The organism is Neorhizobium sp. T25_27, assembly GCF_002968565.1.
Classification (GTDB): Bacteria; Pseudomonadota; Alphaproteobacteria; order Rhizobiales; family Rhizobiaceae; genus Neorhizobium; species Neorhizobium tomejilense.
The window spans coordinates 422,108-447,797 of the sequence record NZ_PVBJ01000003.1; the positions used below are offsets into that span (position 1 = coordinate 422,108).

At 60.8% G+C, this 25,690-nt stretch carries 24 protein-coding genes and 2 pseudogenes; 6 read left to right on the plus strand and 20 right to left on the minus strand.

Features of this window, described 5'->3' with window-relative positions; genetic code table 11:
* The first annotated feature begins 32 nt into the window (after positions 1-32).
* From C5J24_RS12200 to C5J24_RS12215, 4 genes are all read left to right on the plus strand, one after another.
* A complete protein-coding gene (locus tag C5J24_RS12200) occupies positions 33-1,004 on the plus strand; it encodes an iron chelate uptake ABC transporter family permease subunit (RefSeq protein WP_245437550.1) in 972 nt (323 codons plus the stop codon).
* Complete coding sequence (locus tag C5J24_RS12205; protein WP_105403705.1) at positions 1,004-1,789, plus strand: ABC transporter ATP-binding protein; 786 nt, start codon at positions 1,004-1,006, stop codon at positions 1,787-1,789. Before C5J24_RS12200 ends, C5J24_RS12205 begins: the two co-directional genes overlap by 1 nt.
* Before the next feature lie 8 nt (positions 1,790-1,797).
* Positions 1,798-2,853, plus strand: coding sequence for a siderophore-interacting protein (locus C5J24_RS12210; protein ID WP_105403706.1), 1,056 nt, complete (start codon positions 1,798-1,800; stop codon positions 2,851-2,853).
* 358 nt (positions 2,854-3,211) lie between these two features.
* The gene (locus C5J24_RS12215) at positions 3,212-3,814 is read left to right on the plus strand and encodes a hypothetical protein (RefSeq protein WP_105403707.1); all 603 of its coding nucleotides are present in this window, start codon (positions 3,212-3,214) and stop codon (positions 3,812-3,814) included.
* 316 nt (positions 3,815-4,130) lie between these two features.
* On the opposite strand, the gene C5J24_RS12220 is transcribed toward C5J24_RS12215, so the two are convergent.
* From C5J24_RS12220 to C5J24_RS12260, 9 genes are all read right to left on the minus strand, one after another.
* Positions 4,131-4,550, minus strand: coding sequence for a type II toxin-antitoxin system VapC family toxin (locus C5J24_RS12220; RefSeq protein ID WP_105403708.1), 420 nt, complete (start codon positions 4,548-4,550; stop codon positions 4,131-4,133).
* Positions 4,547-4,801 carry a plasmid stabilization protein gene (locus tag C5J24_RS12225; protein ID WP_105403759.1) on the minus strand — a complete coding sequence of 85 codons (255 nt, stop codon included), beginning with the start codon at positions 4,799-4,801 and terminating at the stop codon, positions 4,547-4,549. The genes C5J24_RS12220 and C5J24_RS12225 overlap by 4 nt, the downstream gene beginning before the upstream one ends.
* Before the next feature lie 220 nt (positions 4,802-5,021).
* Positions 5,022-6,095: an ABC transporter ATP-binding protein gene (locus C5J24_RS12230; protein ID WP_105418153.1), complete on the minus strand. Its 1,074-nt coding sequence runs from the start codon at positions 6,093-6,095 to the stop codon at positions 5,022-5,024.
* A 24-nt stretch (positions 6,096-6,119) separates the two neighbouring features.
* Positions 6,120-6,500 carry a cupin domain-containing protein gene (locus C5J24_RS12235; RefSeq protein WP_105418155.1) on the minus strand — a complete coding sequence of 127 codons (381 nt, stop codon included), beginning with the start codon at positions 6,498-6,500 and terminating at the stop codon, positions 6,120-6,122.
* A 14-nt stretch (positions 6,501-6,514) separates the two neighbouring features.
* Complete coding sequence (locus C5J24_RS12240; RefSeq protein ID WP_105418157.1) at positions 6,515-7,606, minus strand: Gfo/Idh/MocA family protein; 1,092 nt, start codon at positions 7,604-7,606, stop codon at positions 6,515-6,517.
* Positions 7,607-7,608: 2 nt separating this feature from the next.
* Positions 7,609-8,436: a carbohydrate ABC transporter permease gene (locus tag C5J24_RS12245; RefSeq protein ID WP_105418159.1), complete on the minus strand. Its 828-nt coding sequence runs from the start codon at positions 8,434-8,436 to the stop codon at positions 7,609-7,611.
* Positions 8,433-9,353: a carbohydrate ABC transporter permease gene (locus C5J24_RS12250; protein WP_371674252.1), complete on the minus strand. Its 921-nt coding sequence runs from the start codon at positions 9,351-9,353 to the stop codon at positions 8,433-8,435. The genes C5J24_RS12245 and C5J24_RS12250 overlap by 4 nt, the downstream gene beginning before the upstream one ends.
* A gap of 61 nt (positions 9,354-9,414) precedes the next feature.
* A complete protein-coding gene (locus C5J24_RS12255; RefSeq protein ID WP_105418163.1) occupies positions 9,415-10,668 on the minus strand; it encodes an ABC transporter substrate-binding protein in 1,254 nt (417 codons plus the stop codon).
* A gap of 85 nt (positions 10,669-10,753) precedes the next feature.
* A complete protein-coding gene (locus C5J24_RS12260; protein ID WP_105418165.1) occupies positions 10,754-11,419 on the minus strand; it encodes a GntR family transcriptional regulator in 666 nt (221 codons plus the stop codon).
* Positions 11,420-11,550: 131 nt separating this feature from the next.
* On the opposite strand from C5J24_RS12260, the gene C5J24_RS12265 reads away from it, so the two are divergent.
* Both C5J24_RS12265 and C5J24_RS12270 read left to right on the plus strand, forming a co-directional pair.
* Entirely contained in the window at positions 11,551-12,747 is a 1,197-nt protein-coding gene (locus tag C5J24_RS12265; protein ID WP_105418167.1) for a Tm-1-like ATP-binding domain-containing protein, read from the plus strand.
* A gap of 100 nt (positions 12,748-12,847) precedes the next feature.
* Positions 12,848-13,684 carry a phosphoenolpyruvate hydrolase family protein gene (locus tag C5J24_RS12270; RefSeq protein ID WP_105418168.1) on the plus strand — a complete coding sequence of 279 codons (837 nt, stop codon included), beginning with the start codon at positions 12,848-12,850 and terminating at the stop codon, positions 13,682-13,684.
* A gap of 197 nt (positions 13,685-13,881) precedes the next feature.
* Here the strand turns inward: C5J24_RS12270 and C5J24_RS32340 are convergent.
* The 11 genes and pseudogenes from C5J24_RS32340 to C5J24_RS12325 all read right to left on the minus strand — a co-directional run.
* Positions 13,882-14,121, minus strand: a pseudogene (locus C5J24_RS32340) (hypothetical protein); the annotation flags it as partial.
* A gap of 298 nt (positions 14,122-14,419) precedes the next feature.
* Positions 14,420-15,325: a TonB family protein gene (locus tag C5J24_RS12280; RefSeq protein WP_105418170.1), complete on the minus strand. Its 906-nt coding sequence runs from the start codon at positions 15,323-15,325 to the stop codon at positions 14,420-14,422.
* 85 nt (positions 15,326-15,410) lie between these two features.
* The gene (locus C5J24_RS12285) at positions 15,411-16,727 is read right to left on the minus strand and encodes a hypothetical protein (RefSeq protein ID WP_105418172.1); all 1,317 of its coding nucleotides are present in this window, start codon (positions 16,725-16,727) and stop codon (positions 15,411-15,413) included.
* Between the two features lie 277 nt (positions 16,728-17,004).
* A pseudogene (locus C5J24_RS12290) lies at positions 17,005-17,481 on the minus strand (LLM class flavin-dependent oxidoreductase); the annotation flags it as partial.
* Positions 17,482-17,549: 68 nt separating this feature from the next.
* A complete protein-coding gene (locus C5J24_RS12295; protein WP_371674254.1) occupies positions 17,550-18,443 on the minus strand; it encodes an ABC transporter substrate-binding protein in 894 nt (297 codons plus the stop codon).
* A 109-nt stretch (positions 18,444-18,552) separates the two neighbouring features.
* Positions 18,553-19,491 (minus strand): ABC transporter substrate-binding protein, encoded by a 939-nt coding sequence (locus C5J24_RS12300; protein ID WP_105418178.1) that lies wholly within the window; start codon positions 19,489-19,491, stop codon positions 18,553-18,555.
* Between the two features lie 31 nt (positions 19,492-19,522).
* Positions 19,523-21,313, minus strand: a complete 1,791-nt coding sequence (locus C5J24_RS32625) for an amino acid ABC transporter permease/ATP-binding protein (protein ID WP_105418180.1) — start codon at positions 21,311-21,313, stop codon at positions 19,523-19,525.
* Positions 21,314-21,322: 9 nt separating this feature from the next.
* Positions 21,323-21,865 carry a GNAT family N-acetyltransferase gene (locus tag C5J24_RS12310; protein ID WP_105418182.1) on the minus strand — a complete coding sequence of 181 codons (543 nt, stop codon included), beginning with the start codon at positions 21,863-21,865 and terminating at the stop codon, positions 21,323-21,325.
* Between the two features lie 19 nt (positions 21,866-21,884).
* Complete coding sequence (locus tag C5J24_RS12315) at positions 21,885-23,072, minus strand: M20 aminoacylase family protein (protein WP_105418184.1); 1,188 nt, start codon at positions 23,070-23,072, stop codon at positions 21,885-21,887.
* Between the two features lie 62 nt (positions 23,073-23,134).
* Positions 23,135-24,472: an LLM class flavin-dependent oxidoreductase gene (locus C5J24_RS12320; protein ID WP_105418186.1), complete on the minus strand. Its 1,338-nt coding sequence runs from the start codon at positions 24,470-24,472 to the stop codon at positions 23,135-23,137.
* A gap of 23 nt (positions 24,473-24,495) precedes the next feature.
* Entirely contained in the window at positions 24,496-25,491 is a 996-nt protein-coding gene (locus tag C5J24_RS12325) for an MsnO8 family LLM class oxidoreductase (protein WP_105418188.1), read from the minus strand.
* Positions 25,492-25,690: the final 199 nt, after the last annotated feature.

Sequence of the window (25,690 nt, forward strand, 5' to 3'; positions counted from 1 at the left end):
GGAGGGTTAACCCGCAGACGCTTGTCTTGACCGTGCTGACGCTTGCAATCCTCATGTCTGTCTCCGGGCTTGCTCTGTACTTTGGAAACTATCCGCTGACCACGGCGGAAATATCGACCATTCTCTTTCAGCAAGGGGATGAAACCCCCGATATCGTCATTTGGTATCATCGTCTGCCGCGCCTTCTCGTCGGGATCGGGGCTGGCGCAGCTTTTGGCGTCGCCGGCGCACTGATCCAGGACATGTTGCGCAATCCGTTGGCTTCTCCAGACATCGTCGGATTTAGTTCCGGCGCTGCCACCGGAGCGCTTTTCACCGTTATGCTGACCGGAAGCAGTTTTTGGGTCTTGCCAGGAGCCATGGTTGGCGGCGTGTTGTCCGCAGCGTTCGTTCTCGCGCTCGCCTGGAACAAGGGGCTGTCGTCAGCGCGTCTCGTGATTACAGGTTTGGCGCTGAGCCTCTTCCTCATGGCTCTCGTCGATATCATGATGGCGCGGCTAGATCCCTTGACCGCCGCAGACATCATGAAATGGCTCGTCGGCGCGTTTCCCAGTCCGGAATGGGGTGACGTAGTCCTGATCTTTGGCGCATTGATCATACTTGGGCCGTTCGCGCTATGGCAGGGATTTGCACTGAAGAGCCTGGCACTAGGCGATGACATTGCCACAGGTCTAGGGCTCAACGTCTCGACAACCCGATTGAAAATCCTCTTTCTGTCAGTTGGCCTCACCGCATGCGCCGTCGGTGTAGCCGGGCCCCTGCCGTTCGTCGCCTTCGCAGCCAATCCAATCGCCCGCAGGCTTTCAGCTGCATCCGGTGCGGGCAACGGCTCGCCGCTTTTGGGAGCCGCGGCGGTCGGGGCGTGCCTGACGGTCCTTGCCGATCTTGTCTGCCGTTCTCTCCCTATTGGGGCCGATCTTCCGACCGGGGTCTTCACTGCGATGATCGGAGCCCCGCTATTGATGTGGCAACTTACCCTCGAAATCCGCAAGGGAGTGATTTGATGAAAACCGCCACCTTTCCACTGTCAGCTGGAGGCCTGACACTGACGCGGCCGGTCGGCACTGTGCTCGACGACATCGGTCTTGCTGTGCCAAGAGGAAAGATCAGTGTCGTCATCGGTCCCAACGCCTGCGGGAAGTCAACATTGCTGCGTTGCCTCGCCCGGCTTTTGCGGCCGGATGAGGGGGAGGTGTTGCTTGAAGGAGACCCCATCGATCGCCAGAAGTCGAAACAGGTTGCAAGGCAGCTGGCGATCCTGCCGCAAAATTCGACCGTCCCGGAATATCTACGCGTATTCGATCTGGTCGCGCGGGGCAGAACTCCATGGCAGTCACCTTTGTCACAATGGTCCCGCGGAGATGCTCTGGCGGTCGAGCGAGCCCTGGCGCTGGCCGGTGTAGAGGCGTATTCACTTCGGCCCCTGTCGGAACTGTCCGGCGGACAGCGCCAACGAGCCTTCATCGCAATGATATTGGCGCAGGACGCACCAATCCTCTTGCTCGACGAGCCGACAACGTTTCTGGATCTGCCCCACCAGATCGAGCTTCTGGATCTGGTGCGAAAGCTGAATCGGGAGAGTGCCAAAACGGTCGTCATGGTTCTCCACGACATCAATCTGGCCGCACGTTTCGCCGATCATGTATTTGCACTCAAGGATGGGAAAATACATCGCGAGGGCGCGCCGGGCGATGTGATCACGGAGGCGACGATGCGGCAGATTTTTGGGTTGGATTGTCTCGTCATACCCGATCCGCTGCATGGTTGTCCGCACGTGATTCCTCGGTGAAAGGGCAAATGATGTCGGTCATGGAGCGGAATCCACATCCTTTCATCGCGCATGCGGTATTTCCGGGCATCGGGTTCGAGATCGTAAAGTCGATCATTCTACGTGAGGCACAACAGCAAGGTCTGCCCATTGTTGAGGAAAATGGCTGTGTTGGTTGCCGCACGGACCTTGGCGAAATCCTCGTATGCGCAGCATCCGATGGTCTCGAAATGACGGTAACGGCTGCACAGAGCGATACCCTCCAGCTGCTGCGCGACGAGATCGGGGAGCATCTGCTAGAGGTCGCGCCGGAAATAGCCCGTGTTCTGTGCTGGAAAACAGTAGACGGTGCCGGTGTATCGCCGCCGGGTTTCCGTCTCTGCAAGGTCGTCTCGGTCAACCCTATTGGGTCGGCTTTCCTGCGTGTGCGGCTGTCGGGTCGCGACCTCCAGCCCTTCACTGGGGATGGCATCCACTTTCGGCTTATACAGCCACCATGCAGCGGGCCGCCGGCCTGGCCCTATATTGGCAATAACGGCCGGACCGTATGGCCGACAGGAGACGGCGCGCTGCATCGCCCCGTCTACACAGTCCGGAACGCAGATCCGGACGCGAGCTGGATCGAGTTTGATGTGTTTAGGCACCTCGGCGGCCGCACCGGCAAGTGGGCTGAGACCGCTCCCGCGGATGATGTCGTTGGTATCATGGGGCTTGGCCGAGGAAAGCTGATCCAACGCCCCCAATGGCTGATCGTAGGTGACGAGGCAGCATTTCCCGCAATCGCAAGGTTATTGGAAGCACAGGCAGTGGACATAACGGGCTCTGTTTTTCTTCTCGAAACCGTGCCCGGATCCGCCGAATATCCCATTCCAACTCCGGCGGGCGTCAGCCTGACGAGGCTTTGCGTGGATGCGATCGGCGATTGGTCTGCCGTAATGGCAGCCCTCCCGCGGTTGCCCCACGATCTGCCAAATGTCTGTGTTTGGTTCGCTGCTGGGAAAGATATGGCCGACGACTTCAGGAACCTCTCCATCATCCAATCTCGCCGCCCGCCTGATCTCCACATTGCGGCCTACTGGTCATAACCTGCATTGGCAGGACGGCATTCCAAGCACTCCCACTGCAAGCAAGGTGCGGCGGTTCAAATGCGCGCCCCGCCTTGTGCCAATAATACGCTCAAAGTTCATCAACGCTGGCATCATATGATCCGGCTTTGCAGGTAAAGGCCGCGATAGAACACCTCCATGTTCGACCATCATCTGATCCGTTTTTTCATTTCCTGTTACCCCACCAAATCCGACGTAGGGAATTGTGTCCAACTATCTTTATTCGCCCTGAGTGGATCACGGCGAAGTGGAAAAACCGATCAAATCGTGCTGAAAATCAACACACGGTCAAGGTGCGTGTCAAACAGCACTGACGTTGATGGAAAGGTACTACCACATGGTTTTCAACATGACGTTTGGCATTCGATTCATCCGCATCCTGACAAACCTGTTGCGTCGATCGGCGTTCATGGCCGCTATCTGCATCTCTCTCCCAGCACACGGAATGGAAGATCCCGTCAGCGGACTGAAGATCAATCTCGGCAGTGGATTCGTCATCAAGCGCGACTCTGCAAAGGACCCGGTATATGATGTCCTTTTCGGGATCGACCCCGCTTCCGGGCAACCGCCGCCAGTCGGAACATCAAGCTATCTCTGCGGGGTTACGTTTCGCTCCGATCCCCAGAACGTCGGTTTCACTCAGCCTCAGATCAACGCGATGATCCTTGATGAGAAATGGAGCGAACAGGCCCGCAGATCGCTCTCGGCTAGCATCGAGCTGGAGACCGCCAGCGCTTTCGAGATCGATGGCATTTCCGGAGTCGAGTTCATCGGCGTTCCTAAAACCGGTCCTGACCACGCGAACGTTCGGCTGATGATGTCCATGCTCGAAACCCCCAAAGGACGCACAACCGTTACCTGCGCTACCACCAAGGCGAGTTTCAATGATGTCATGCCAATGTTCCATAGGATCCGAGATGCCATCAGCCCTCCGCGCTAGGAGCGCCTCCTGAGCTCTCACAATTTGGTCGAAGCCTTCATGAAAGCAGCAAGCCGCAGGCAGATTATGACCTGGTGACCTGCGGTCGGAGGGGCCGGGTCGGTGAAGTTCGCGCTGACCTCTCCAGGATAGGTTTCACGAGCCCGCGAATTGGCATGGAGCAGGAACGCGCTCACTGCAGTTCTGAATCCGCAACCTTCATGGCGGCGGAATCCTACGGCACGATACATATCGGGAGCGAGAACTTCGGACCAGATAATCAGGCGGCCCAAGGTCTTGAGGGATCCGAACTCACGGCACCTACATGCACACGTAGTTATCTGGACCAGGGATTAATAACTTTCAGCCCAGCAGCCTCGAAAGGGCTGGTATCACGAGTGGCGATCGCGAGGCCGTTTGCTGCCGCTGTGGCTGCAATGTAGCCATCAGCCGTGCCAATCGCTCTCCCAGATACCCGAGCGCGTGCCATCAGTCCGGAATAAGACTGAGAAGCAGCCAGGTCGAAGGACAGGATGCGCTTGGAAAAGTGGGGCAGCACTTCGCCCTCAAGGCGGTCGCGAAGGATAGTTTGCCGTTTCCCCGAAGGCATAGCAGCGATCCCGAAGCGAAGTTCAGCAATCGTTATCGCGGATAGGAAAAGCGTTTCGATAGCTTGGGCGTCCAACCAGGCGGTTACTGCCTCATCAGGTACCGGTTTCCAAGGCTCGGATATAACGTTGGTGTCCAGCAGGATCATTCGAAGGTCATCGGTTGAGCAGGTGTCTTGTCGCGAGTTTTCTCTATGGCTTCAACGTCGCCGTCGGAAAGCCCGGCGTCGCGACCAATGGCAGACAGCAAGGAACCGAGCTTTATACGTTCGGGAGGACGGACAGCGGCTTCAAGAATGTCGCGGATCTCGGCCTCGGTGCTCCGGCCATGATGAGCGGCTCGAACGCGCAGAGCACGATGTGTTTCGTCAGAAAGGTTTCGAATGGTGACTGCCGGCATTGATATCACCTCCGTAAAAATGATGGCCTTGATATCAAATATACAGAAATGACCCAACTTTTCAAGACGTTCATTGACGAGGACGAACATCCCGTCAGTTTAGATATCCCGCCTTGAACGGATGTGAACCGACGACTGGTTTTTCACAACTGAATATCAATGAACTGCTCCGCCATCGCAGGTTTCAGCACGCCGCTTGCGCCGTCCGTTCGGTTCCTTGCTATCCCTCTGTACGCTGGCCGGTGGCCGCGTCGAAAAGATGAACATCGGCCGGGCTGACAGCAAGGTTTATCGTGTCGCCGGGACGCAAGGGGACGCGTTCGCGTAGCAGTATCGTCAGATCCTGATCCTGCGCCCGGACGGTTACCTGCGTCTCCGATCCCGTCGGTTCGACGATCGCGACACGTGCGGGAATGCCACCTTCCGCGACTAAGACGAGTTTTTCCGGCCGCACACCGTAGATCAGCTCGCGATCACTGGCCGCAAACCTCCGGTCGGGCGGAAGCGGCAGAGGAACGCCGCTTGCAGTCCGGAATATCTTGGGATCGTCGGCCTGAATACGGCCTTTGATCAGGTTCATGGGTGGCATGCCGATAAAGCCGGCAACGAAAGTCGTCGCGGGATTGTCGTAGATATCAAGCGGCGTGCCGACCTGCTCGACCATGCCATCGCGCATGACGACGATGCGGTCCGCCATGGTCATCGCCTCCGTCTGGTCATGGGTGACATAGACGGTCGTGATTTTCAGCCGCTGATGCAGTTCCTTTATCTCCGCCCGCATCGCCACGCGCAGCTTGGCATCGAGATTGGACAGGGGCTCGTCGAACAGGAAGACCTTTGGATCGCGAACGATGGCGCGGCCCATTGCCACGCGCTGGCGCTGGCCGCCTGAGAGATGGCGCGGATGGCGGTCGAGATAGGGTTCCAGCGCCAGAATTCTTGCCGCATTGTCGACCCGCCAGGCGATTTCGTCCTTGGCCACGCCGCGCAGTTTCAACGAAAAGGCCATATTTTCGGCGACCGTCAGGTGGGGATAAAGCGCATAGTTCTGGAACACCATGGCGATGTCGCGATCCTTGGATCTCAGGTCGTTGACGAAGGTCCCCCCGATGGAAAGCCGGCCGTTGCTGATCGATTCCAGCCCGGCTATCATCCGGAGCAAAGTGGATTTTCCGCAACCAGAGGGGCCGACCAGCACTATGAACTCCCCGTCCTCGATGGCGATGTCGACGCCGTGGATGACCGGCAGGCTGCCGTAGCTCTTCCTGATATTCTGCAATGCAATCGAAGCCATGCCTCTCCTCCTCCCGGGCGACCTTCAGGCCGTTCCCTCGCCTTCATGGTTCACGGCGGTGCGCTGGCCGGACGAAAACATGATCAGCGCGAACAGCGGCTCGGAACCGAGCGCTCGCGCCCAGTGGCGGATGTTGCGGGGAATGCGGATGGCATCGCCCTGTTGCAACACATACAGCGCGTCGCCGAGCTTGTGTTCGCAACTGCCCGAGACGACATAAAGGATTTCCTCGCAATCGGGGTGCGAATGCAGCTGATTGCGTTCGCCCGGATTGATGCGGCAGGTGCCGAAGGTCATCTCCGCACCCGGTGCGCCTTCGCCGGTGATCTTCCAGTTCAGTTCGCCCCAGGATGTCCGCACGAACTCGCCGCCCGCCTTCCTGAAGATGATGTCGCTTTCCGTCATGTGCGGCTCCCGGATCAAAGATTGATGGTGACGCCGGCATCGGCGCGTCGGTAGAGTTCGAAGAGTTTCATGATCTCGCGGGCGACCTCGAGCGTTCCCTTGGTGATGGGGCGCCCGGACTGGATCGCGTCGGCCAGGTGCAGGATCTCCGGCACGTAACCGAGATAGAAGAGATTGTTGTTATAGAGCTGTCCAAGCGAATGCTCCGGCTCGTAGACCAGGGCCGCGTTGGTGTCGGGCTGGATAAAGCTCGTCGCACGGCCATAGCTCGGCAGGTCCGCCTTGCGGAAATAGGTGAGCTTGCTGCCGTTCTCGACGATAGCATTGGCGCCCTCGCCGATGATCTCGACGCGCTCGAACATGCTGCCGCCGGACTGGCCGGCTGCGAGATGCAGCGTGCCGATCGCGCCTGAGCGGAACTTCATGTTGGTGACGGTCGCCCCCGTGGCCGCCCCCCACTCGTAGCTTGCCCGCTCGATCTCTCCGCCGAGAAAATTGAGGATCGAGCCTGGGTGGTAGATGTGGTCGAGGAAGCTCTGCATCTTGACGAGGTCGCCGCGCTCGCCAGGCGCCGGCAGGCTCTGGGGGTAGCGAACGTTGATCGAGGTCAGGCTGCCGAATTCGGGCGAGCCGATCAGGTCCTTGAGCTTCTCGATCGTCGGGAAGAAGGTTTTCTTGAGGCCTGTCATGACCATGCGCCCGGCAGCGGAGCTGGCCGCCATAAGCCGCTCGATCTCCTCGACGCTGGCCGCGGTCGGCTTTTCCATCCAGACATGGCAACCCGCCTTCAGCGCATCCAGCGCAAGGTCGGTTGCCTGCACCCGCCCGTCTGGGTGGTAGGCCGTGACCAGGAATACCAGGTCGGGTTTTTCCTTCGCCAGCATCTCGTGGTGATCGCTATAGGCTCTCTCCGCGCCGAACAGCCTGGCGAACTTGGCCGCGCGGTCGACGTCAAGATCGCAGATGCCGAGCAGTTCGACCGGCGCATAGCGCAGGGCCGGATAAACATTGCGATAGGCATGGCCGCCGGCGCCGATGAAGCAGGCCTTGATGCGGTTGTCGAATTCGAAATTATAGCGGATTTCCCGCTGGACATGATGTGACATGGTCAGCCCTTGATTGCACCCTGTGTCAGGCCCTCGGTAAAGCGGCGCTGCATCAGGATGTAGAGAATGATGACAGGCAGGAAGGAAATGACGGTGCCGGAAAACACCAGCCGGTATTCGGAAGCGTAAGTGCTGGCGAACCTGACCAGGCCGAGCGGAAGCGTCTGCACCTCGGGACTGATCAGCACGATCAGCGGCAGGAAGAAATCGTTCCAGGTGGATAGCGCGCTGATGATCACCAGCGCCTGGATTGCCGGCGTCGAGATCGGCAGCAGCACCTTGGTCAGGATCTGCAGATGCGATGCCCCGTCGATCTTGGCGGCCTCGATCAGTTCGTCGGGCACGCTGATGAAGAAGCTGCGCATCAGGAAGATGCCGAAGGGAATGCCACTGCTGACCTGCGCCAGCACGATGCCCGACAGCGTGTTCACCAGGTTGAGGCCGAACAGCACCTGATAGAGCGGGACAACGATGGCCTGGACAGGGATCGTCAGCCCCAGAATGAAAGTGTAGAACAGCCATTCCCGGCCGGGAAAGTGGATCTTCGCCAGGGCATAGCCGGCGGGCGCGCAGGTCAGCAGGGACAGGAGCACGACGCCTGCAAGATTGAGCAGGCTGTTGCCAACAAGTTCCCCGAAGCCGCCGATCTGCCAGGCATCCTGATAGTTGCGCCACATAAGGTCGGCGGGCCAGGCATAGGGATCGGCCTGGCCGATCTCGGCCTCGGTCTTGAGACTCGACACGATGAGCCAGGCAAAGGGGGCCAGGGTTAGCAGCATGACGGGAGCGAGGCCGAGCACGACCGGCCATTCGCGGTGACGGATACTCATTTCGAAAGCCTCGCACGCCAGCGGTTGAAGACGAGGGTAATGACGATCGCCAGCAGGCTGAGCAGGATGCACAGCACCGCCGCTCGCCCGTGATCCTGCGACTGGAAGGCCAGCCTGTAGATGTAGGTGGTGATCAACTCGCTCTGATAGAACGGCCCCCCATTGGTCATGACAAAGACGGTCGCGAAGCCTTTCAGGCCGTTGATCATGGCCAGCGACACGACGAAGGTGGTCACTTCCCGCAGCCCCGGCAAAGTGACGTACACGAGCTTCTGCCAGGCTGAGGCACCATCGACCTCCGCAGCATCGTAAAGCGAGTGGTCGATGTTCTGCAGGCCGGCAATAAACAGCAGCATGTAGAGGCCAAAACCCTGCCATGAGCTTGCGACGTTGACGGAGAAAAGCACTAAAGCCGGATCCGAGAGCCATCCTTGCGTGAAGGCGCCCAGCCCTAGTTCCGTCAGCGCGGTGTTGAGAAGACCGTAGAACGGATCGTAGATATTCGCCCAGATGACCCCGACCACGGCCAGCGACACCAGATGCGGCAGGAAGAAGGCGGTGCGGAAGAACACCTGAGTGACCTTCAGCCGACTGATGGCGAGCGCCAGCGCAAGCCCAAGGCCGCCGGCCAGCACCACATGGTAGATCAGCCAAAGCAAGGTATGCCAAAGGCTCTGCCAGACGATGGGATCGGCCGCTGTGGCCGCATAATTGTCGAGGCCGACGAAGCTGGAGGCCGTGTTGAAACCGGCCGAACTGTTGAAGCTCAGCCAGAAGGTGGCAGCAATCGGCAACAGGCTGAAGATCGCGTAGAGCACCAGGCCAGGCGCCATCAACCATAGCGCGCTGCCGGTGTCGTGGCTGTCGAAGCGGCGGGGTACGGACCCTCCCGCCTCGACTGTTGCCGTTTCGGCTATTGCCGAACGGTTGCCAAGGGGAGCAACAGTGCTGCTCCCGGGCGTTTCACGATTGATCACGCTATTTCGCCTCTGCCATTTTTGCCTGGATCTGCTTCATTCCGGCCTCGCCGGTGACCTGCCCGGAGATCAGTCCCTGGATCACCTGGAAATAGGTGTCGAGCACGGTGGCAGGCAGGTAGACGCTGGGATTGTAGCCGACGCCTGCGGCTGCGGCCGCGAAGATCTCCTTGAGCACGGGGGTCGGCGGCTCAATGCCGGTCAGTTCACGCGGATAGATCATGGTGCTGGCCGGCGCCTGGGCGCGTTTCTTCATCACGGGGTCGGACAGCATGAAATCGATCCATTTCATCGCCAGATCAGGTTGCTTGGAATTGACCGGCACGAGCCAGCTCCAGCCGACGCCGCCGGTCGGCATCGCCTCGCCCGGAATGTCCGAGGGCATGGGCGCATAGCCGGCGTTGACAAGATCGTATCCGGCCTTGCGTGCATTGGCGGTGAACCAGGGACCGGCGACGAACATCGCCGCGCGCTTGTTGAACCACAGCCGCGAGGCCCCATCGAGATCGAGGCCCGCCATCTCCTTCTTGATGAAGCCGGACTCGACCAGCTTTTGCAGACGCACGGCTCCGGCCGCGACCTTGGGATCGTCCCAGGCGATTTCCTTGCGCAGGGCCTTGCCGATCGTCTCCTTGCCGCTGGCAGACTGCAGCAGGTTGCCCAACAGGTGGCCGGCGCTGCCGGTTGTGCGCGGACCGATGGCGATCGGCTGCAGGCCCTTGGCGTCGATCGCCGTCAGCAGGGTCTCGAACTCCTTCCAGGTGGCGGGAACCTTCCAGCCGGCCTGGGCGAAGAGATCCTTATGATACCAGATGCCCAGCGCATCCAGTCCGTCGGGCACTTCGTAGACCTCGCCGCCAAACTGCCCCTTCAGCTCGGCATAGAGCCAGGGATAAATCTGGTTCTTCCATCCGCGCTTCTCGTATTGCTCGGTCAGCGGCATGACCTGCTTGGCGTTCCTGACGATGCTGATGCGGCCGATGCCGGAATTGGTCAGGATAACGTCCGGCCCGACATCGGACTGGATCGCGGATTGTACCGCACCATTGCTGATCGTGCCGGTCGGCGGCATGAACTCGACTTTTACGCCGGGATTGGCCTTCTCGAAATCCGCCTTGATGCCGTTCCAGAGTTCGGCGACCAGCGGTTCGGTGATCTGCTCCGGCCCCCACATTTTCAGCGTCTGGGCATTGGCGACGGCGCCGCTGACGAAAATGGCTACTGCCGCGACGCTGCCTGCAAGAAATTTCAGCATTGTTTCCTCCTCTTGAGCGAGCCACGCGTGGACCGCCTCCCGTTTGTTGGACAAAGGGGACCTCCCTCCCCTTTCCGTCGCCCGGTTATGACGCCGGGGGTTCCTTCTTGAAGCGCGCGAGCACCGCTTGCTGCACGTCGCTGATATGCGCATGCATCAACGCCTTTGCCTGCGGGATGTCGCGCGCCCTGAACGCCTGCAGGATCTGATCGCGTTCCTGCGCGGCGCGTTCGGCGAACTCCCTGCTTTCATTGGCGATAGCGCGGCAAATCTGGATCTGCAGGGCGAGCCGCGACAGCGTTTCGATGAGAGGCGCGCTGCCCGAGAGTTCGGCGATAGTCTCGTGGAACTCCCGGTCGCGGGTGCCGTAGGTCTCGAGATCCCCGCGCCGCAACGCCGCAACGGCCTCGTCCAGAATCCGCTCGAAACCGGCGATGTGGGCATCGCTCATCTGCGGCACCGCCAGCTCCACAGCGAAACATTCCAGCGTCTTGCGCAACTCGTAGAGATCCCCGACCTCCTTTTGGCTGAAGCTCCGGACGAAGAAACCGCGATAGGGCTTGATCTCTATTAGCCCCTCCTTTGCCAGCGTACCGACCGCCTCGCGAAATGGGGTACGACTTACCTGGAGCCGGTTCGTCAGCAGCTTCTCGTCGATCGATACTCCGCTCGGCAGCTCTCCCGATACGATCAGCCGAACGATCTCCTCGTAGATCCGCTCTCGAAGCGTCTGGTGGTGCCGAGCATTCATGATTTCATTTCCGTCTGGATTTCGATAACCAAGTATGCAATATCCAAGATAATATACAATATGCAAAGTGCAGTTTTCTAAGAAATCCGCTTCGCCGTGAGGAGACGGCATAAAAAACGGGAGGAATAACAATGGGAAAGGTCTATATCGTCGGCACTTGCGACACCAAGTTCGCGGAGCTGGATTATGCCAGGAGCGCTGCCAGACAGGCCGGCGCCGAGGCGATCTTGGTCGATGTCGGCACACAGGGTCCACATCCGGGCGCCGATATCGCTGCAAAGGAGGTGGCCGCACGCCATCCGTCGGGCGCTGCCGGGGTGCTTGAACAGACCGATCGCGGCAAGGCCATCTCCGCGATGGCCGAGGCGCTGACCGTCTTCCTGCAGGAATGCAGCGATGTCGGTGCCGTTCTCGGACTTGGCGGCACCGGCAACACCGCGCTGGTCACCCAGGCCATGCGTGGCCTTCCCGTGGGACTGCCGAAGCTGATGGTGTCGACGGTGGCATCAGGCAACGTCGCGCCCTATGTCGGGCCTAACGACATCGCCATGGTGTATTCTGTTGTGGATATCGCCGGCCTCAACAGAATATCCCGCAAGGTGATCGGCAATGCCGCTCATGCGGCGGCTGGTATGGCTCTGCACACCCCGGCTCTCTCGGCAGACGACCGGCCGAGCATCGGCATGACAATGTTCGGCGTCACCACCGCCTGCGTCACGCAACTGCGGGACATGCTGGGCCAAGGCCATGAAATATTCGTCTTCCATGCCACCGGCGTCGGTGGCCAGTCGATGGAGAAGCTGGTGGATTCCGGCCTGCTGCAGGCGGTGATCGATGTCACCACGACAGAGGTTCCGGACCTCCTGCTCGGGGGGGTGTTTCCCGCCACCGAGGATCGGTTCGGGGCCATCATCCGCACAAAAATTCCCTATGTGGGCTCGGTCGGGGCCGTGGACATGGTGAATTTCGGGGCGAAGGAGACCGTGCCGGGCGTTTTCCGCGACCGCCGGCTGCATGTGCACAATGCCCAGGTGACGCTGATGCGCACCACGCCGGAGGAGAACCAGCGCGTCGGCGCGTTCATAGTCCAGAAACTGAACCGTATGGAAGGGCCTGTGCGCTTCCTGCTGCCGCTGAAGGGCGTATCTGCAATCGATGCGCCTGGGCAACCGTTTCATGATCCTGCGGCGGACGAGACCTTGTTTTCGACCATCCGCGCGGGCTGGCAGGCAGCGCCGAACCGGCAGTTGGTTGAGATCGATGCCCATATCAACAGCTCTGAGTTCGCAGCCGCACTTGCTGCCAATTTCCACGACATAGCCGCCTGAGAATCTCCGCTCTTCTTCGAAATTCTCTCCGTTTCGTTTTACGCAATTCCGGCCGCAGCCCAATGCCCAATTTTGCTGGAATTGCCCTGAGGAAAAAATCATGACACGCCATTCACGCAACGACATCTTAGACCGCCTTCGTCGCAAGATCACCGAGGGCAGACCGATAATCGGAGGCGGCGCCGGCACCGGCCTTTCAGCCAAGAGCGAGGAAGCCGCCGGCATCGACCTGATCGTGGTCTACAATTCCGGCCGCTACCGCATGGCCGGCCGGGGATCCCTCGCCGGCCTGATGGCCTATGGCAATGCCAATGATATCGTGCGGGACATGGGGCGGGAGGTGCTGCCCGTGGTGCGCCACACCCCAGTATTGGCCGGCGTAAACGGAACCGACCCGTTCATGCTACCCGACCTGTTCCTGGACGAACTGAAAGCCATGGGATTTGCCGGCATCCAGAACTTCCCAACGGTCGGCCTGATCGACGGCACGTTCCGCGCCAATCTGGAGGAGACGGGGATGAGCTTCGAACTGGAAATCGATATCATCGCGCGCGCCCATGCGAAGGACATGCTGACGACGCCCTACATTTTCGGAGAGAGCGACGCGATTGCCATGACCAATGCCGGGGCGGACATCGTCGTGTGCCATCTTGGGCTGACCACCGGCGGCGCGATCGGGGCCGAGACGACCGTCACGCTCGACGAATGCGTCGAGCGCATCGATGCCTGGTCGGACGCGGCCCGCTCGGTGCGGGACAACGTTATCGTGCTATGCCACGGAGGCCCGATTGCCATGCCGGACGACGCTGCCTATGTGCTCTCCCGCTGCAAGGGCTGCGATGGGTTTTATGGTGCGAGCTCTATGGAGAGGTTACCTACGGAACAGGCGATCAAAGCACAAGTCGAGGCCTTCAACAGTTTAGCTAGTAGAGGGTAGCCTCCCGCCGGGAAGCGATCTCGCCGCGCCGATCGGAAGGTGCCGATGAGTGCAATATGATTTCAAGGTTGTATCAAAGGAAGGTGCCAACGGGGATGGCCTTACGGCAAAGCAGACGCCGCCGCCATCCCATTGGACCGATGTTCAATGCCGAGCGCTGCTTGCGCTTCCGCGCCATGAAGGCGGCCATCCGACACTCAAAATGATGATTTCCCGGACGTGCCCCCAAGGCTGGATAATAAGCGGGGATATGTCGGCGCGAGCTTCCTCAAGATCGCGGCCGCTTCTGCATCACGGCCAACCACCAGGGGGAATTGGAGCGACCCGATTAACATTGCCTGTTCTGAAGCTATTCCCGCCGCGTCGGCTTCATCAATCCATGCGAGACATGCTGCTGCATCGGTTAATCGTCTCGCGCCCACCCGTACGGCCAGGTGGTGAAACAGCACCGACGGTTGACCCCGTTCGAAAAGGCATTAAGTGCCTAACTTTGCTTGCAAACTCACAACGAGGCGGCGGGCGTCATCGGCGCCGATCGTGACCCCACCCCAATCTCCTTTTCATCTTAGTAAATCAAGGCTTTACAGGACCGATCACAGGGATCAACCTTCGGTGCTGATTCACATCCTGCTCAAACCTCACCCCGGGATGGTTGATGCGCCGCGAGGAGCCGTGTCGTCTTGCGCCGTGACATTGAGTTGACGGGCGGCCTGCGCGGCCTCTCGCCTCGCGCGATCAAGGTTTCGCCAGCCCAGTGCCTTCTGCAATCTTCTGAAACATCGCTATCGCGTGCGGCATCGCCTTAGCCGTCGTCCAGCATGAAACGGTAACAGTTCCCTGCGGTCTGACCATTGTCGCCTGATACTGCCTTCGATCGGACATATGCCTATCGAAGAGAGCCGGAGTGGTGATGGTGGCGATCCCCCTCACACCATCATGGTCAAAAACTATGGTGCTTTCGACCTTCCCGAACAGCAAGGGCTCCCGCCTCGCTGCCGCCGTGATTTTCTTGAGGATGACATCGTCGGCATTCAGCTGACTTTGCGTCATGTCGCGTTCGGAGGGGCGAGCATCGAAGCCGACGGTGCAGACCGTTCCATTCGCGTGGGTCGACGAGGGTTCATTGGTCCTGCTCCTGACGTCGATGTAAATCTCCGTATCATTTGGGCGCCGGGTCTGAGATATCTCAAAGGGTTGAGGCAGCTCCAGCCTGAACCCCAAGGCCTCATAGACCGTCTCACCCTTGCTCCTGGTATCAGGCGGCGGCGGTCGTTCTCCCAGGTCGATTTCGATAGACAGGATCACCTCCTCCTGTTTCCCCTTCATATCGCGGGAGAACGGCGGCAGACGGCCGGTGCGTTTTGCCATCCGCAGCACGGCCTCATCGATCGACTTATGGCCCGATGACCGGATGACCGTCATTTTTGCGATCGTGCCGTTCCTGCGCACGATAAGCTTCAGTTCAGGATGCCGCATGCTCGTCAAATCCGAACCGACTGCGACCGCGAGATTTTCGACAAGCCGCCTTTTGACTTCAGCAGCCCACTCCGTTTTCGTGGCGGGCGGCTTCTCTTCAGCGCGGAGTATGGAAGCCATGCCGAAAACGCTCAGAAACAAGCAACCGAAAAGGATCCATCTCATCGTGTTCGCCTTGCCTCTTGAGGTGGTCGGCAGTCAGCGGTGACGATTTTAAGGTTGGCGCATCGTAGGACATACTTCTCCAGCATCAGCAGGCCCATTCGAGCCTCATCTCCTTGAGGTCGATCTGGGCGACACCGTCGCCGAAATTGAAGCCGCCGAAGACCTCCGAGATTTCGATGTAGAAGGGCGAGAAATCGGGATAACCCTGCATCGGAAACATCGTGCCGCCAAGATGGGCGTGCCAGTCCTGAAAGCGCTCCAGCCCCAATGCCTGACCTTCTTCCGAATAGGCGGCGATATAGCCGCTGAACTCGTTTTCGTGCCTGAATTCGCGCGCTGGCTTTCCGACATTCGGGTCGCCCTCGCGCAAGGTGATCTCGATCGGCCAACCGTAATCGAGCGCTTCTGTTCCCGGCAGGTTCTTCCAGCCCCTCGCGGGCCGCGCTGCGGCCAGAAGCTCGTTGACGGCAAGTCCGCCGGGCGAAAAAACGCTTTTCGCCTGCTGCTCGGCCACCGTTCTCGGTAGGTTGAATTCGCCGAAATAATCGAGCGGCGATTTCGAAAGCCAACCGGGAACAGGAGCGCCCTCGATGGCCGGCGGTGCGCCGAGCGGTACTGCAAACTCCTCTTCCGTCAGCCAGAAGAGAACGTAGTGGTTGTCCATGAATTCCATGTCGAAGCGGCGCTGATCGGCCCGGCGCGCGCCTCCGGTGTCCACATTTCTGCTTGCCGGCGGCGTTTCCCATTGTTCGTCGACAAAGAGCGAGATCGCCACACACTCATCGCCGAGCGTGCGGTATTGCGGCGGCAGTTTCACCGTGAAGGCGTGGCGAAGCGGCATACCGTTGGTGGTGCTGACCGGCCATCTCCCGGCATCGATGCTCGGCGGGCGGCCGTAGCACCAGCCGCTACTGGGACGGCGGGCGAGATCGACAGGATCGGTCATCGTCAGGTCATAGGCCTCGGTGAGGCTGGGATCAGCATATTTATAGGGCCGCTCCGGATAGACCGCCGTCGGATCCGTGAGACTGATGATCCTGACGACACCCTCCCTGATGCCGACCCCGAGCGTGAGCGTATCCGACAGGTTCGTCTTCAGCATGGTCCAGCCATATTTCTCCCTCTCGTCCGAGATGCGCTCGACACCGGGATAAAGCCGATGCAGCTCTTCGGCGGGCATTCCCATCCTGACGCCATGGATAGCGGGAAGTTCGAAGGGGGCGCGGAAATGAACTTCGCCGAGCCTGCCATCGGCGGTAATGCGCGTGCCGAATTCCTCGATATGCAGATGGCCTTCCGCCTGTAGGCTCGGCTCCTTCCAGCTCGTCCCCAAGGCCGCCTTCAGCTCCTCCACAGATAAACCCGGCTGCATCGGAGCCAATCTCGCATTGTCTATCGGCATGCGCGTCCTCTCTCGCTGACCGTCCCGCGCAAGAGATAGGACGGGTTGGAGACAGGGCAATGACGTACCGGGAGGTTGGAGGCTTAGCGTGGCGGGGAAGGTGCCCAGCCGTTCACCCGGAAAAGCGCAAGGCGCGGGTAGCTGACCTCGTTCTTCCTTGACGTTCGCGTTCGCCGATCATCCAGCTCCTTCCCCATGGTTAGAGTGCCTCGCCTTGATGGAATCTAAACCAGTGAACCCTTGCTCGGATGAGCTAAGCGCTTGATAAGCAGTTGTTCACATAGGTTTCGCCGTTGCCGAGGGAATTGCCTTCGAGATTGGCGAGCAGGCGTTCGACCGGTGCATAGGAGAAATCGAAGCTCTGCCAGTCGCCGTCGAAGACGAGCGGCGCCACGAGTTCGGCATGCAGCGGCGGTCCGGCGCTGACGCCGACATTCGGGCGTCCGCCGGACAATGCATCCGCCATGGATATGTCCTCGGCAAGCCGGAACGGGCTTTCATAAGCGAGTTGGATGACGGCCGACCCGAGCTCTATCCGTCTCGTGCGCTGGCTGGCGGCAGCAAGGAATACCGCCGCGGACGAAACGCCGTGTTCCAGATGCCGCTGGCGCACCCAGGCGCTGTCGTAGCCCAGCGCCTCCCCCGCTTCGAAGAGCTTGAGCGAAGCTTCAAGCCCGGCGGCTGGGTCGTCGTCGGGATAATTGCCGGGCGTCAGAAAACCGATATGGCCTATATTGAGCGAGGATGCTGTCATGGTTTCGTGGGTGTCATGAGGAGAACGGCAAAACCGCAGCCATCGCCGCGGTCCCGCAAATGGAGCTATCAGCTTTTCGGCAGGCCGGGCGGATTGGTGCGGGATTCCGGCAGGGCTTCTTCGGAAAGTTGCCAGCGGGCGAGCACTTTGGCGTAAGTCCCGTTCCTGATCAGGTCATTGGTGGCAAGCGTCAGCGCATCCGCCAGGCCGGATCCCTTGCGGGTGGTGATCGCGACGTCGGAGCGCTCCGGCCAGCCCGCCGAAAGCGTGCCCACGCGCTTGATGTTCTTGTCGCGGGCGGCGATGTAGACGAGCTGGGCATGCGGCTGGACGATGACATCCACCCGGCCGGAGCGCAGCGCAACCAGCCGGGCCGCGTCGTCGTCATGATAGACGAGCTCGATCGGCTTCAGCCCCGCCTTGACGTTCTCATCGCTCCATTTCAGGAGAATGCGCTCCTGATTGGTGCTGGCGCCGACCGTTATGCGGAGACCCGCCGCATCCTTCGGCTGCTTGATCTCGGTGATGCCGCTATCGGCCTTGACGAAGAAGCCGTGCAGGCCCTGGCGGTAGGTGGAGAAGTCGAACTTCTCCTTGCGCTGCTCTGTAACGCCGACATTGGAGATGACGGCATCGTACTTGCCGGAAACGAGCCCGAGCGGCCAGTCAGGCCAGGCAACCGGCACCAGTTCCAGCTCGAGGCCCAGGCTGTCGGCAATCGCCAGCGCATAGTCCGGATCGGCGCCGACCACGGTCTTGGCATCTGTCGCATATGTCGCGAGCGGCGGTCCGCCCGGCGACACGGCGACCGTGAACTTCCCGGGAGTAACGAACTTGAAACCCGGGGGAATGGCGGCGATTGCCGCTGAATCCTTCTCGGCGCGCACGCGACCCGACTGATCGGGAGACAGGTCGAATATGTCCGCGGCAGCAGCGGCGGTGACGTTGATGGCGGAGGCCATCAGGCTTGCGGCCAGGAGGCCTGCGGTTTTTCTGAAGAAGGTCATAATGGGCTTCCATGGGGGGTTGAAAAAGGGGCGCGGCCGAGAGGGAGAGACCGCGCCAAACGGGTCACTTCCTGGGGAGACCAGGAGGATTGGTGCGCGCCTCCTTCACCGCCTCGGCGGAGAGGTTCCAGCGGGAGAGTACCTTGGCGTAGCTGCCGTTCTTGATCTGCTCGTTGAGCGCAACGGTGACTGCATCCGCGAGCCCCGAGCCCTTCTTCGTGGCGACGGCAATCTCGGCGGTCTCTGGCCAGCCGCCGGAAAAGCCGCCGACAAATTTCGTGGTCTTCTCCTTGGCCGCCTTGAAGGCTGATGTCGCATTCGGACCGAGATAGGCATCGGCGCGACCCGACTGCAGCGCCACGGCCAGCACCGCTTCGTCGTCGAAATACTGGACTTCGCTGGCAGAGAGCCCCTTGGCCTTGTTCGCCTCGATCCAGCGCAGCAGGATCTGCTCCTGGTTGGTGCCGGACGAGACGATGACCTTGAGGCCTGCGACATCCTCTGGCTTGGAGATGCTCGCCACCTTGCTGTTCAGCGGCACGTAGAAGCCGAGGAGGTCGTTGCGGTAAGTCGAGAAGTCGAACTTCTCCTTGCGCTCCTCGGTCACCGTGATGTTGTGGATCGCCGCATCGAATCGGCCGGAGACCACGCCGAGCGGCCAGTCGGCCCAGGCGATCGGTATCAGTTCCAGCTGCAGGCCGAGGCCATCGGCCACCAGTTGTGCGATGTCCGGCTCGCTGCCGACCGGCGTCCTGTTGTCGGTGGCGTAAGCGGCGAAAGGCAGGCGGCCGGGGACGGAAGCGACGGTCAGCTTGCCGGGCGTGACGAACTTGTAGCCGGCAGCGATGAGCTTGATCGCGGCCTCGACCTTCTCCGCTCGCACCCTCCCCTTCTGTTCGGGCGAAAGATCGACTTCCTGCGCCTGGGCAAGAGTGCTGAGAAGACAGGAGAGCGAGAGAAGACCGCCAACCGCAAAACCCCGAATTTTCCATTTGTACGACATGCAGGATGTTTCCTTGTAATCTTTTGATTGTTTAGAGAACTTTTGCGAGGAACTCGGCCGTGCGCGGATGCTCCGGATGGCTGAAGACCTTCTCCGGCGTGCCCGTCTCCAGGATCCGCCCCTGTTCCATGAAGACGACAAGGTTGGAGACTTCACGGGCAAAGCCGATTTCATGGGTGACGATGATCAGCGTCGTGCCGGAGCGGGCAAGTTCCTTGATGACATCGAGGACTTCCCCCACCAGTTCCGGGTCGAGCGCTGACGTCGGCTCGTCGAAGAGCAGAACCTTCGGCTTGAGCGCCAGCGCCCGGGCAATCGCCACCCGCTGCTGCTGGCCGCCGGAAAGCTGGCGCGGATAGGCATTGGCCTTGTCCGAAAGGCCGACGCGGGCAAGAAGATCGAGCGCCTCGGTTTCCGCTTGCTCCCGAGGAATACGGCGCACGGTGACGGGGGCTTCGATGACGTTTTCGAGCACGGTCAGATGCGGGAAGAGATTGAAGTTCTGGAACACCATGCCAACTTCGACACGGCGCTTCAGGATGTCCTTCTCCTTCAGCTCGTAGAGGGTCTCCCCATCCTGCCGGTAGCCGATCAGCTCGCCGTCGATGGCGATGAAGCCGCCATCGACCCGCTCCAGATGGTTGATCGACCGCAGCAGCGTCGACTTGCCTGAGCCGGACTGGCCGAGAATGGTGGTGACGCTGCCAGCCGGGACAGAGAGGGTCACCCCGTCGAGCACCTTCAGCTGGCCGAAACTCTTCGAAACGCCATGGATCGTCACCTCGCCGCCCCGGCTTCTGAGCGGTGCGCCTTCGGTGCGACGCTGAACGGCCTTGACGGCGGTTTCCGCCGCCTGCGGTGCTGCTGCAGCCACCTGCGGCATGAAGCGGCGATAGAGACTGGAGAAGATCGACGGGGGCGGATTGCGCAGCGCGCCACGCGCATAATGCCGTTCGATATGGTGCTGGATGATCGAGAGCACCGTCAGGATGACGAGATACCAGACCGTCGCCACCATCAGGAGCGGGATGACTTCCAGATTGCGGCGATAGATGATCTGGATCGTGTAGAACAGTTCCGGCAGCGCCAGGATGTAGACCTGCGACGTCCCCTTCGCGAGACCGATGATGTCGTTGAAGGCGGTCGGCAGAATAGAGCGCATCGCCTGCGGCAGGATAATCCTGGAGGCCTGGCGGGAACGTGGCAAGCCAAGTGCCGAGGCCGCTTCGAGCTGGCCCTGATCGACAGAGAGGATGCCGCCGCGGATGATCTCGGAGGCAAAGGCCGCCTGGTTGAGCGTCAGGCCGAGGACCGCCGCGGCAAACGGGGTGATGAGCTGGGTGGTGTTCCAGCTGAAGAAGTTGATCCCGGTATAGGGCACGCCGACCGTGATCGTCTCGTAGAGATAGCCGAGATTGTTGAGAACCAGCAGCAGCACGATCAGCGGGATCGAACGGAAGATCCAGATATAGGTCCAGGAAACCCCCACCAGCAGCGGTGAGCGGGAAACACGCGCCAGCGCAAGGCCTGTGCCGAGGATGAACCCGAACAGCGCACCGAGGACGGTCAGAAGCAGGGTGCGACCGAGCCCCACCAACACGGGCTCGGCGAAAAACCATTCTGCGAAGACATCCCATCCCCAACGCGGATTGCCGAGGACAGAGTGCAAGGTCGCGGCGATGACCAGCAGAGCGAAGACTGTGCCGGCGGTCCGCGCCTGATACCGCGCGGGGACGATGCGATAATGGGAATAATCCCCCTTGACCGCTGTGGGTCTTCGAGGAGCCGTCTGGATATCATTGAACTCGGTGGTGATCGTCATGGTCGTCCCTCAAGCCGCGCCGTGCAGCGTCGCCGCCACGATCGTCCTGCGGGCCGCATATGTGCCGAAACCGAGCGATTTCTCGAATGGCAGCTTGCGGATGGTCTCCGGGTCCGCTGTCGTATCGAAAAGCGCGGAGTAGCCGTTCGTGAGGTACAGGCCGACGGCTTCCGGCTGGCGGAAACCCGTCGTCAGGTAGACGCGGAAATATCCCTGCCGCACCGCCTGCTCTTCCAACTCGACCAGAACCTTGCGGGCAAGACCTTGTCGGCGATGTGCAGAATGGGTCCAGACGCGCTTGAACTCGACCGTTCCTTCATCCGCATGTTTGATGAAAGCGCCGCCGGCGATCGCCTCGCCATCGCGCAAAAGCAGGAGGAAATTGCCATGCGGCGGAGCGAAGGCATCCGGCGTATAACGGTTCATCTCCTTCGTCGCGCCTTCGGCGTCGTAGAACGCGCCGTAGCGGCTGTCATATTCGAAGGTCAGTTCGTCGATCAGCGGCTTCGCCAGCGGATCAAGCGGGGTGGTGTAGAGGAAACGTTCGCTCATGATGCACTCCTTTGGCCGATCAGGACAGAAAGGTTTCGGCGGGATGCACCCAGAACCGCGCTGCGGGGGCGATGATCTCGTCGTTGAAATTGTATTGGGGGCTGTGGAGAGGGGTGCTGTCGCCGTTGCCGACGAAAAGATAGGACCCCGGCCGCTCCTGCAGCATGTAGGCGAAATCCTCGCTCGCCGTGCGCGGCCGGAAGTCCCGGGCGACCTGTTCCGCCGGGAAGATTTGTTCGGCAACACGGCGCGCGAAACGCGTCTCGTCCACATGGTTGACCACCGCCGGGAGACCGCGTCGGTAGTTTACTTCGGCGTGTGCGCCAAAACTTTCCGCCTGTGCGCGCGCCAGAGCCGGCACGCGCTCCTCCAGTCTGTCGCGGACGGCTTCCGAATACGCGCGTGCCGTCAGCTTCAGCTCGACGCTTTCCGGGATGACGTTGGAGGCGGAACCGCCATGGATCGACCCCACCGTCAGGACGGCCATTTCCAGGGGATCGACATTCCGGGCGACGATGCTCTGCAATGCGGTGATGAAGGAGGCCGAGGCGAGCACCGGGTCGACAGCCTCATGCGGTGCTGCCCCGTGCCCGCCCCGTCCGACGATGCGGATCAGCGCCTGGTCCACTGACGCCATCGCCGGTCCCTCGACGAAGCCGAACTGCCCAGACGCAACGCCCGGCCAGTTGTGCAGGCCGAAGATCGCATCGACGGGAAACCGCTCGAACAGCCGGTCTTCGATCATCTTGCGGGCACCGGCACCGACTTCTTCCGCCGGCTGGAAAATCAGCGTCAGCGTCCCGGAGAACACGCCGTGCTCGGCGAGATAGCGGGCGGCGGCGAGCAGGATCGTCGTGTGGCCGTCATGGCCGCAGGCATGCATCACCCCGGGATTATGGCTGGCATAGGAAAGATCCGTCGCTTCGGTGATGGGTAGCGCATCGATATCCGCACGGATACCGATGCGCCTGTCGCCCTGCCCCCGCTTGAGCGTCGCGACGACCCCGTAGCCGCCGACACCCTCCGTCACCTCGTAGCCATAGGAGAGGAGGTATTTGGCTATGAGCCCGGACGTCCGCCGCTCCTGAAAGGAAAGTTCGGGATATTGATGCAGGTCACGCCGGATGGCGACGAACTCGTCGATCAAGGCAAGGATCGCCCGTTCGGCGTCGTCGCGATGACGCGCGCCGTCAATATGGATATTCATCGTTCTTGCTTTCCGAAGGTTGGAGCCGCGCGATCTGCGCGGCCATTTACCCTTTCAGGGACTCAGGCGCGGGCCTTTGCCACCGACTGCTGTCCGGCCGTATAGACGCTCTCGCGCCGTGGCAGTCCGAGATGATCGCGCAGTGTCCTGCCTTCGAGATGCGGATCGAAATAACCGCGCTCCTGAAGGATCGGGATGACCAGCCGGATGAAGTCATCCAGCCCTTCCGCGATAACAGGGAAGCCAAGAATGAAACCGTCCGCCGCGTCGTTTTCGACCCAGTCGATGATCTTGCCGGCGATGGCTTCCGCCGTGCCGACAAAACCTTCGCGCGGGGTCGCCGCCTCGAGTGCCGCCTCGCGCAGCGTCTGACCCTTCTCCCTGGCGACCCGCTTGATGCGATCCGTGGTCGAGCGAAAACTGTTCTTGCCGATGTCGCCCAGTTCGGGGAACGGCTCGTCCAGAGGATAGACGCTGAAATCGTGGTGGTCGAAGAAGCGGCCGAGATAGACAAGCGCATCGTCGATCGAAATGAGGTTGCGGATGATCTGATACTTCTCTTCCGCCTCCGCCTGTGTTTCACCGACGACCGGGCCGATGCCCGGGAAAATCTTCACGTCATCCGCGGAGCGCCCCTGCGCCACCGCCGCCTGCTTTACTCGCCGCGCGAATGTCTGATTGTCTTCGAGGGAGACCGCGTTGGTGAAGACCGCGTCCGCGTGCTTGCCTGCAAGCCCGATCCCGGCATCGGAGGAACCCGCCTGGAAGATGACCGGCTGGCCCTGCGCCGAGCGCTGGATGTTGAGCGGACCTTCCACCTGGAAAAAGCGGCCCTTGTGGTCCAGCCGGTGCAGTTTGTCGCGGTCGAAAAATTTCCCGCTGTCCCGGTCGCGCACGAAGGCGTCGTCGTCCCAGCTGTCCCAGAGACCTTTGACGATCTCCAGATATTCCTGCGCCATCTCATACCGGAGCGCATGTTCAGGATGCGATCGGCTGTAGTTCTTCGCGGTGCCTTCGAGCGGCGTGGTAACCGCGTTCCAGCCGGCGCGGCCACCGCTCAAGAGATCGAGCGAGGCAAACTGGCGAGCGACCGTGAAGGGGTCGCTGTAGGAGGTCGATACCGTGCCGGCAAGGCCGATCTTCGATGTGACGGTCGCAAGCGCCGAGAGGATCGTCAGCGGCTCGAACCGGTTGAGGAAGTGCGGGATCGACTTTTCGTTGATGTAAAGGCCGTCCGCCACGAAAGCGAAGGCAATGCCTGCCGCTTCGGCCTTCAGAGCCGTCGTCTTGAAGAAATCGAGGTTGACGCTGGCGTCGACGGGGCTCTTCGGATGGAGCCAGGAATTCATGTGCCCGCCCGCGCCCTGAAGCATGATGCCAAAACGGATTTTCTTGCTCATCTTGTAACCCTCCTTGGGGAAAATCAGGCGGCCGCGGAAAGCGGCTTGCGGGCCAGAAGCTCGACCGAGGCCAGCCTCTCATCGGTACTGACGGCCGGCGGCTCCAGAATGAATTCCTCGATGCCGTGCACGCTCGACAGGCGCGACAGCTCCTCATGGAGGTTTTCCGGCGCCCCGTGCAGCACGCTCGGCTTGCGCTCCTCGATGCGGTATTCCTTGGCGCCGGCCTGCCTGGCGAATTCTTCCGCCTGTTCCCGGCGCCCGAGGCTCACGGACTGGCCGTTGTCGAGAAATACCTTGAAGACCTTCAATTCAGATATCTGTGCCGCGGCGTGAGCCGCATTTTCCGACGCGTAAGCCGCAAGCGCCAGAATGGCCGACCTGCCGCCGCTCTCCTTCCGAAAAGTGTCGAGGCTGAGCCGCAGGTTTTCCGGATCTCCGTTGAGATGTCCCGCAAAGACGAAATTCCATCCATGCGCGGCGGCAAGCCGCGCGCTGTCAGGGCTCGCACCCAGAAGGAAACGGTCGGCGGTTACCGGCGGTTTCGGCCCCGAAAAAGCCAAAGCCTCGTCAGGTTCGCCGGCGACGGCGTTGTCGAGAAACGCCGTGAGCTCCGACAGCTGGGCCTCGAAATCGGGTTTGGCGGCGCGATAGGCCTGGAGAGCGGCCGTCGCCCTTGGCAACCCGCCCGGTGTCTTGCCAATGCCGAGATCGACGCGTCCCGGCGCCAGAGACGACAGGACGTTGAAGACCTCAGCCACCTTGTAGGGACTGTAATGCTGCAGCATTACCCCGCCCGAACCAACCCGGATGCGGGACGTGTGGGCGAGAATCCACGAAAGCAGCACTTCCGGCGCTGAGCTGGCGAGCTCGGCACCGCCGTGGTGTTCCGCAACCCAGAAGCGGCGATAGCCAAGCTCCTCTGCCCTTTTTGCCAGGTTCACCGTGTTGGAGAGGGCCGAAACGGCGCTTTCTCCGGCCGGAACGGGACTTTTGTCGAGAAGGCTCAGAGCGTACATCGGGGACCCCACGGATCATCACTAAACGTACCACTATTTGTCTATTGATTTAGTAGATAATGAAGGTCGATATTTCTGATTGTAGCGACAAAAGCGGAAAATCGTTTTCCGCTGCGGCGAGGCCGGCTGCCGCTCGCAAGCTCGTCCGGTGGCTGCGGGAATACTGACCAGCGTCCCGCGCCGGCGTTCTACGAGCAAC

What these genes read in the sequence shown, in the direction of transcription:
- C5J24_RS12205 (WP_105403705.1), top strand. Translation starts at nt 1,004, where the DNA reads ATGAAAACCGCCACCTTTCCACTGTCAGCTGGAGGCCTGACACTGACG.
- C5J24_RS12210 (WP_105403706.1), top strand. Translation starts at nt 1,798, where the DNA reads ATGATGTCGGTCATGGAGCGGAATCCACATCCTTTCATCGCGCATGCG.
- C5J24_RS12215 (WP_105403707.1), top strand. Translation starts at nt 3,212, where the DNA reads ATGGTTTTCAACATGACGTTTGGCATTCGATTCATCCGCATCCTGACA.
- C5J24_RS12220 (WP_105403708.1), bottom strand. Translation starts at nt 4,550, where the DNA reads ATGATCCTGCTGGACACCAACGTTATATCCGAGCCTTGGAAACCGGTA.
- C5J24_RS12225 (WP_105403759.1), bottom strand. Translation starts at nt 4,801, where the DNA reads ATGCCGGCAGTCACCATTCGAAACCTTTCTGACGAAACACATCGTGCT.
- C5J24_RS12230 (WP_105418153.1), bottom strand. Translation starts at nt 6,095, where the DNA reads ATGGCTTCGATTGCATTGCAGAATATCAGGAAGAGCTACGGCAGCCTG.
- C5J24_RS12235 (WP_105418155.1), bottom strand. Translation starts at nt 6,500, where the DNA reads ATGACGGAAAGCGACATCATCTTCAGGAAGGCGGGCGGCGAGTTCGTG.
- C5J24_RS12240 (WP_105418157.1), bottom strand. Translation starts at nt 7,606, where the DNA reads ATGTCACATCATGTCCAGCGGGAAATCCGCTATAATTTCGAATTCGAC.
- C5J24_RS12245 (WP_105418159.1), bottom strand. Translation starts at nt 8,436, where the DNA reads ATGAGTATCCGTCACCGCGAATGGCCGGTCGTGCTCGGCCTCGCTCCC.
- C5J24_RS12255 (WP_105418163.1), bottom strand. Translation starts at nt 10,668, where the DNA reads ATGCTGAAATTTCTTGCAGGCAGCGTCGCGGCAGTAGCCATTTTCGTC.
- C5J24_RS12260 (WP_105418165.1), bottom strand. Translation starts at nt 11,419, where the DNA reads ATGAATGCTCGGCACCACCAGACGCTTCGAGAGCGGATCTACGAGGAG.
- C5J24_RS12265 (WP_105418167.1), top strand. Translation starts at nt 11,551, where the DNA reads ATGGGAAAGGTCTATATCGTCGGCACTTGCGACACCAAGTTCGCGGAG.
- C5J24_RS12270 (WP_105418168.1), top strand. Translation starts at nt 12,848, where the DNA reads ATGACACGCCATTCACGCAACGACATCTTAGACCGCCTTCGTCGCAAG.
- C5J24_RS12280 (WP_105418170.1), bottom strand. Translation starts at nt 15,325, where the DNA reads ATGAGATGGATCCTTTTCGGTTGCTTGTTTCTGAGCGTTTTCGGCATG.
- C5J24_RS12285 (WP_105418172.1), bottom strand. Translation starts at nt 16,727, where the DNA reads ATGCCGATAGACAATGCGAGATTGGCTCCGATGCAGCCGGGTTTATCT.
- C5J24_RS12295 (WP_371674254.1), bottom strand. Translation starts at nt 18,443, where the DNA reads ATGGCCTCCGCCATCAACGTCACCGCCGCTGCTGCCGCGGACATATTC.
- C5J24_RS12300 (WP_105418178.1), bottom strand. Translation starts at nt 19,491, where the DNA reads ATGTCGTACAAATGGAAAATTCGGGGTTTTGCGGTTGGCGGTCTTCTC.
- C5J24_RS32625 (WP_105418180.1), bottom strand. Translation starts at nt 21,313, where the DNA reads ATGACGATCACCACCGAGTTCAATGATATCCAGACGGCTCCTCGAAGA.
- C5J24_RS12310 (WP_105418182.1), bottom strand. Translation starts at nt 21,865, where the DNA reads ATGAGCGAACGTTTCCTCTACACCACCCCGCTTGATCCGCTGGCGAAG.
- C5J24_RS12315 (WP_105418184.1), bottom strand. Translation starts at nt 23,072, where the DNA reads ATGAATATCCATATTGACGGCGCGCGTCATCGCGACGACGCCGAACGG.
- C5J24_RS12320 (WP_105418186.1), bottom strand. Translation starts at nt 24,472, where the DNA reads ATGAGCAAGAAAATCCGTTTTGGCATCATGCTTCAGGGCGCGGGCGGG.
- C5J24_RS12325 (WP_105418188.1), bottom strand. Translation starts at nt 25,491, where the DNA reads ATGTACGCTCTGAGCCTTCTCGACAAAAGTCCCGTTCCGGCCGGAGAA.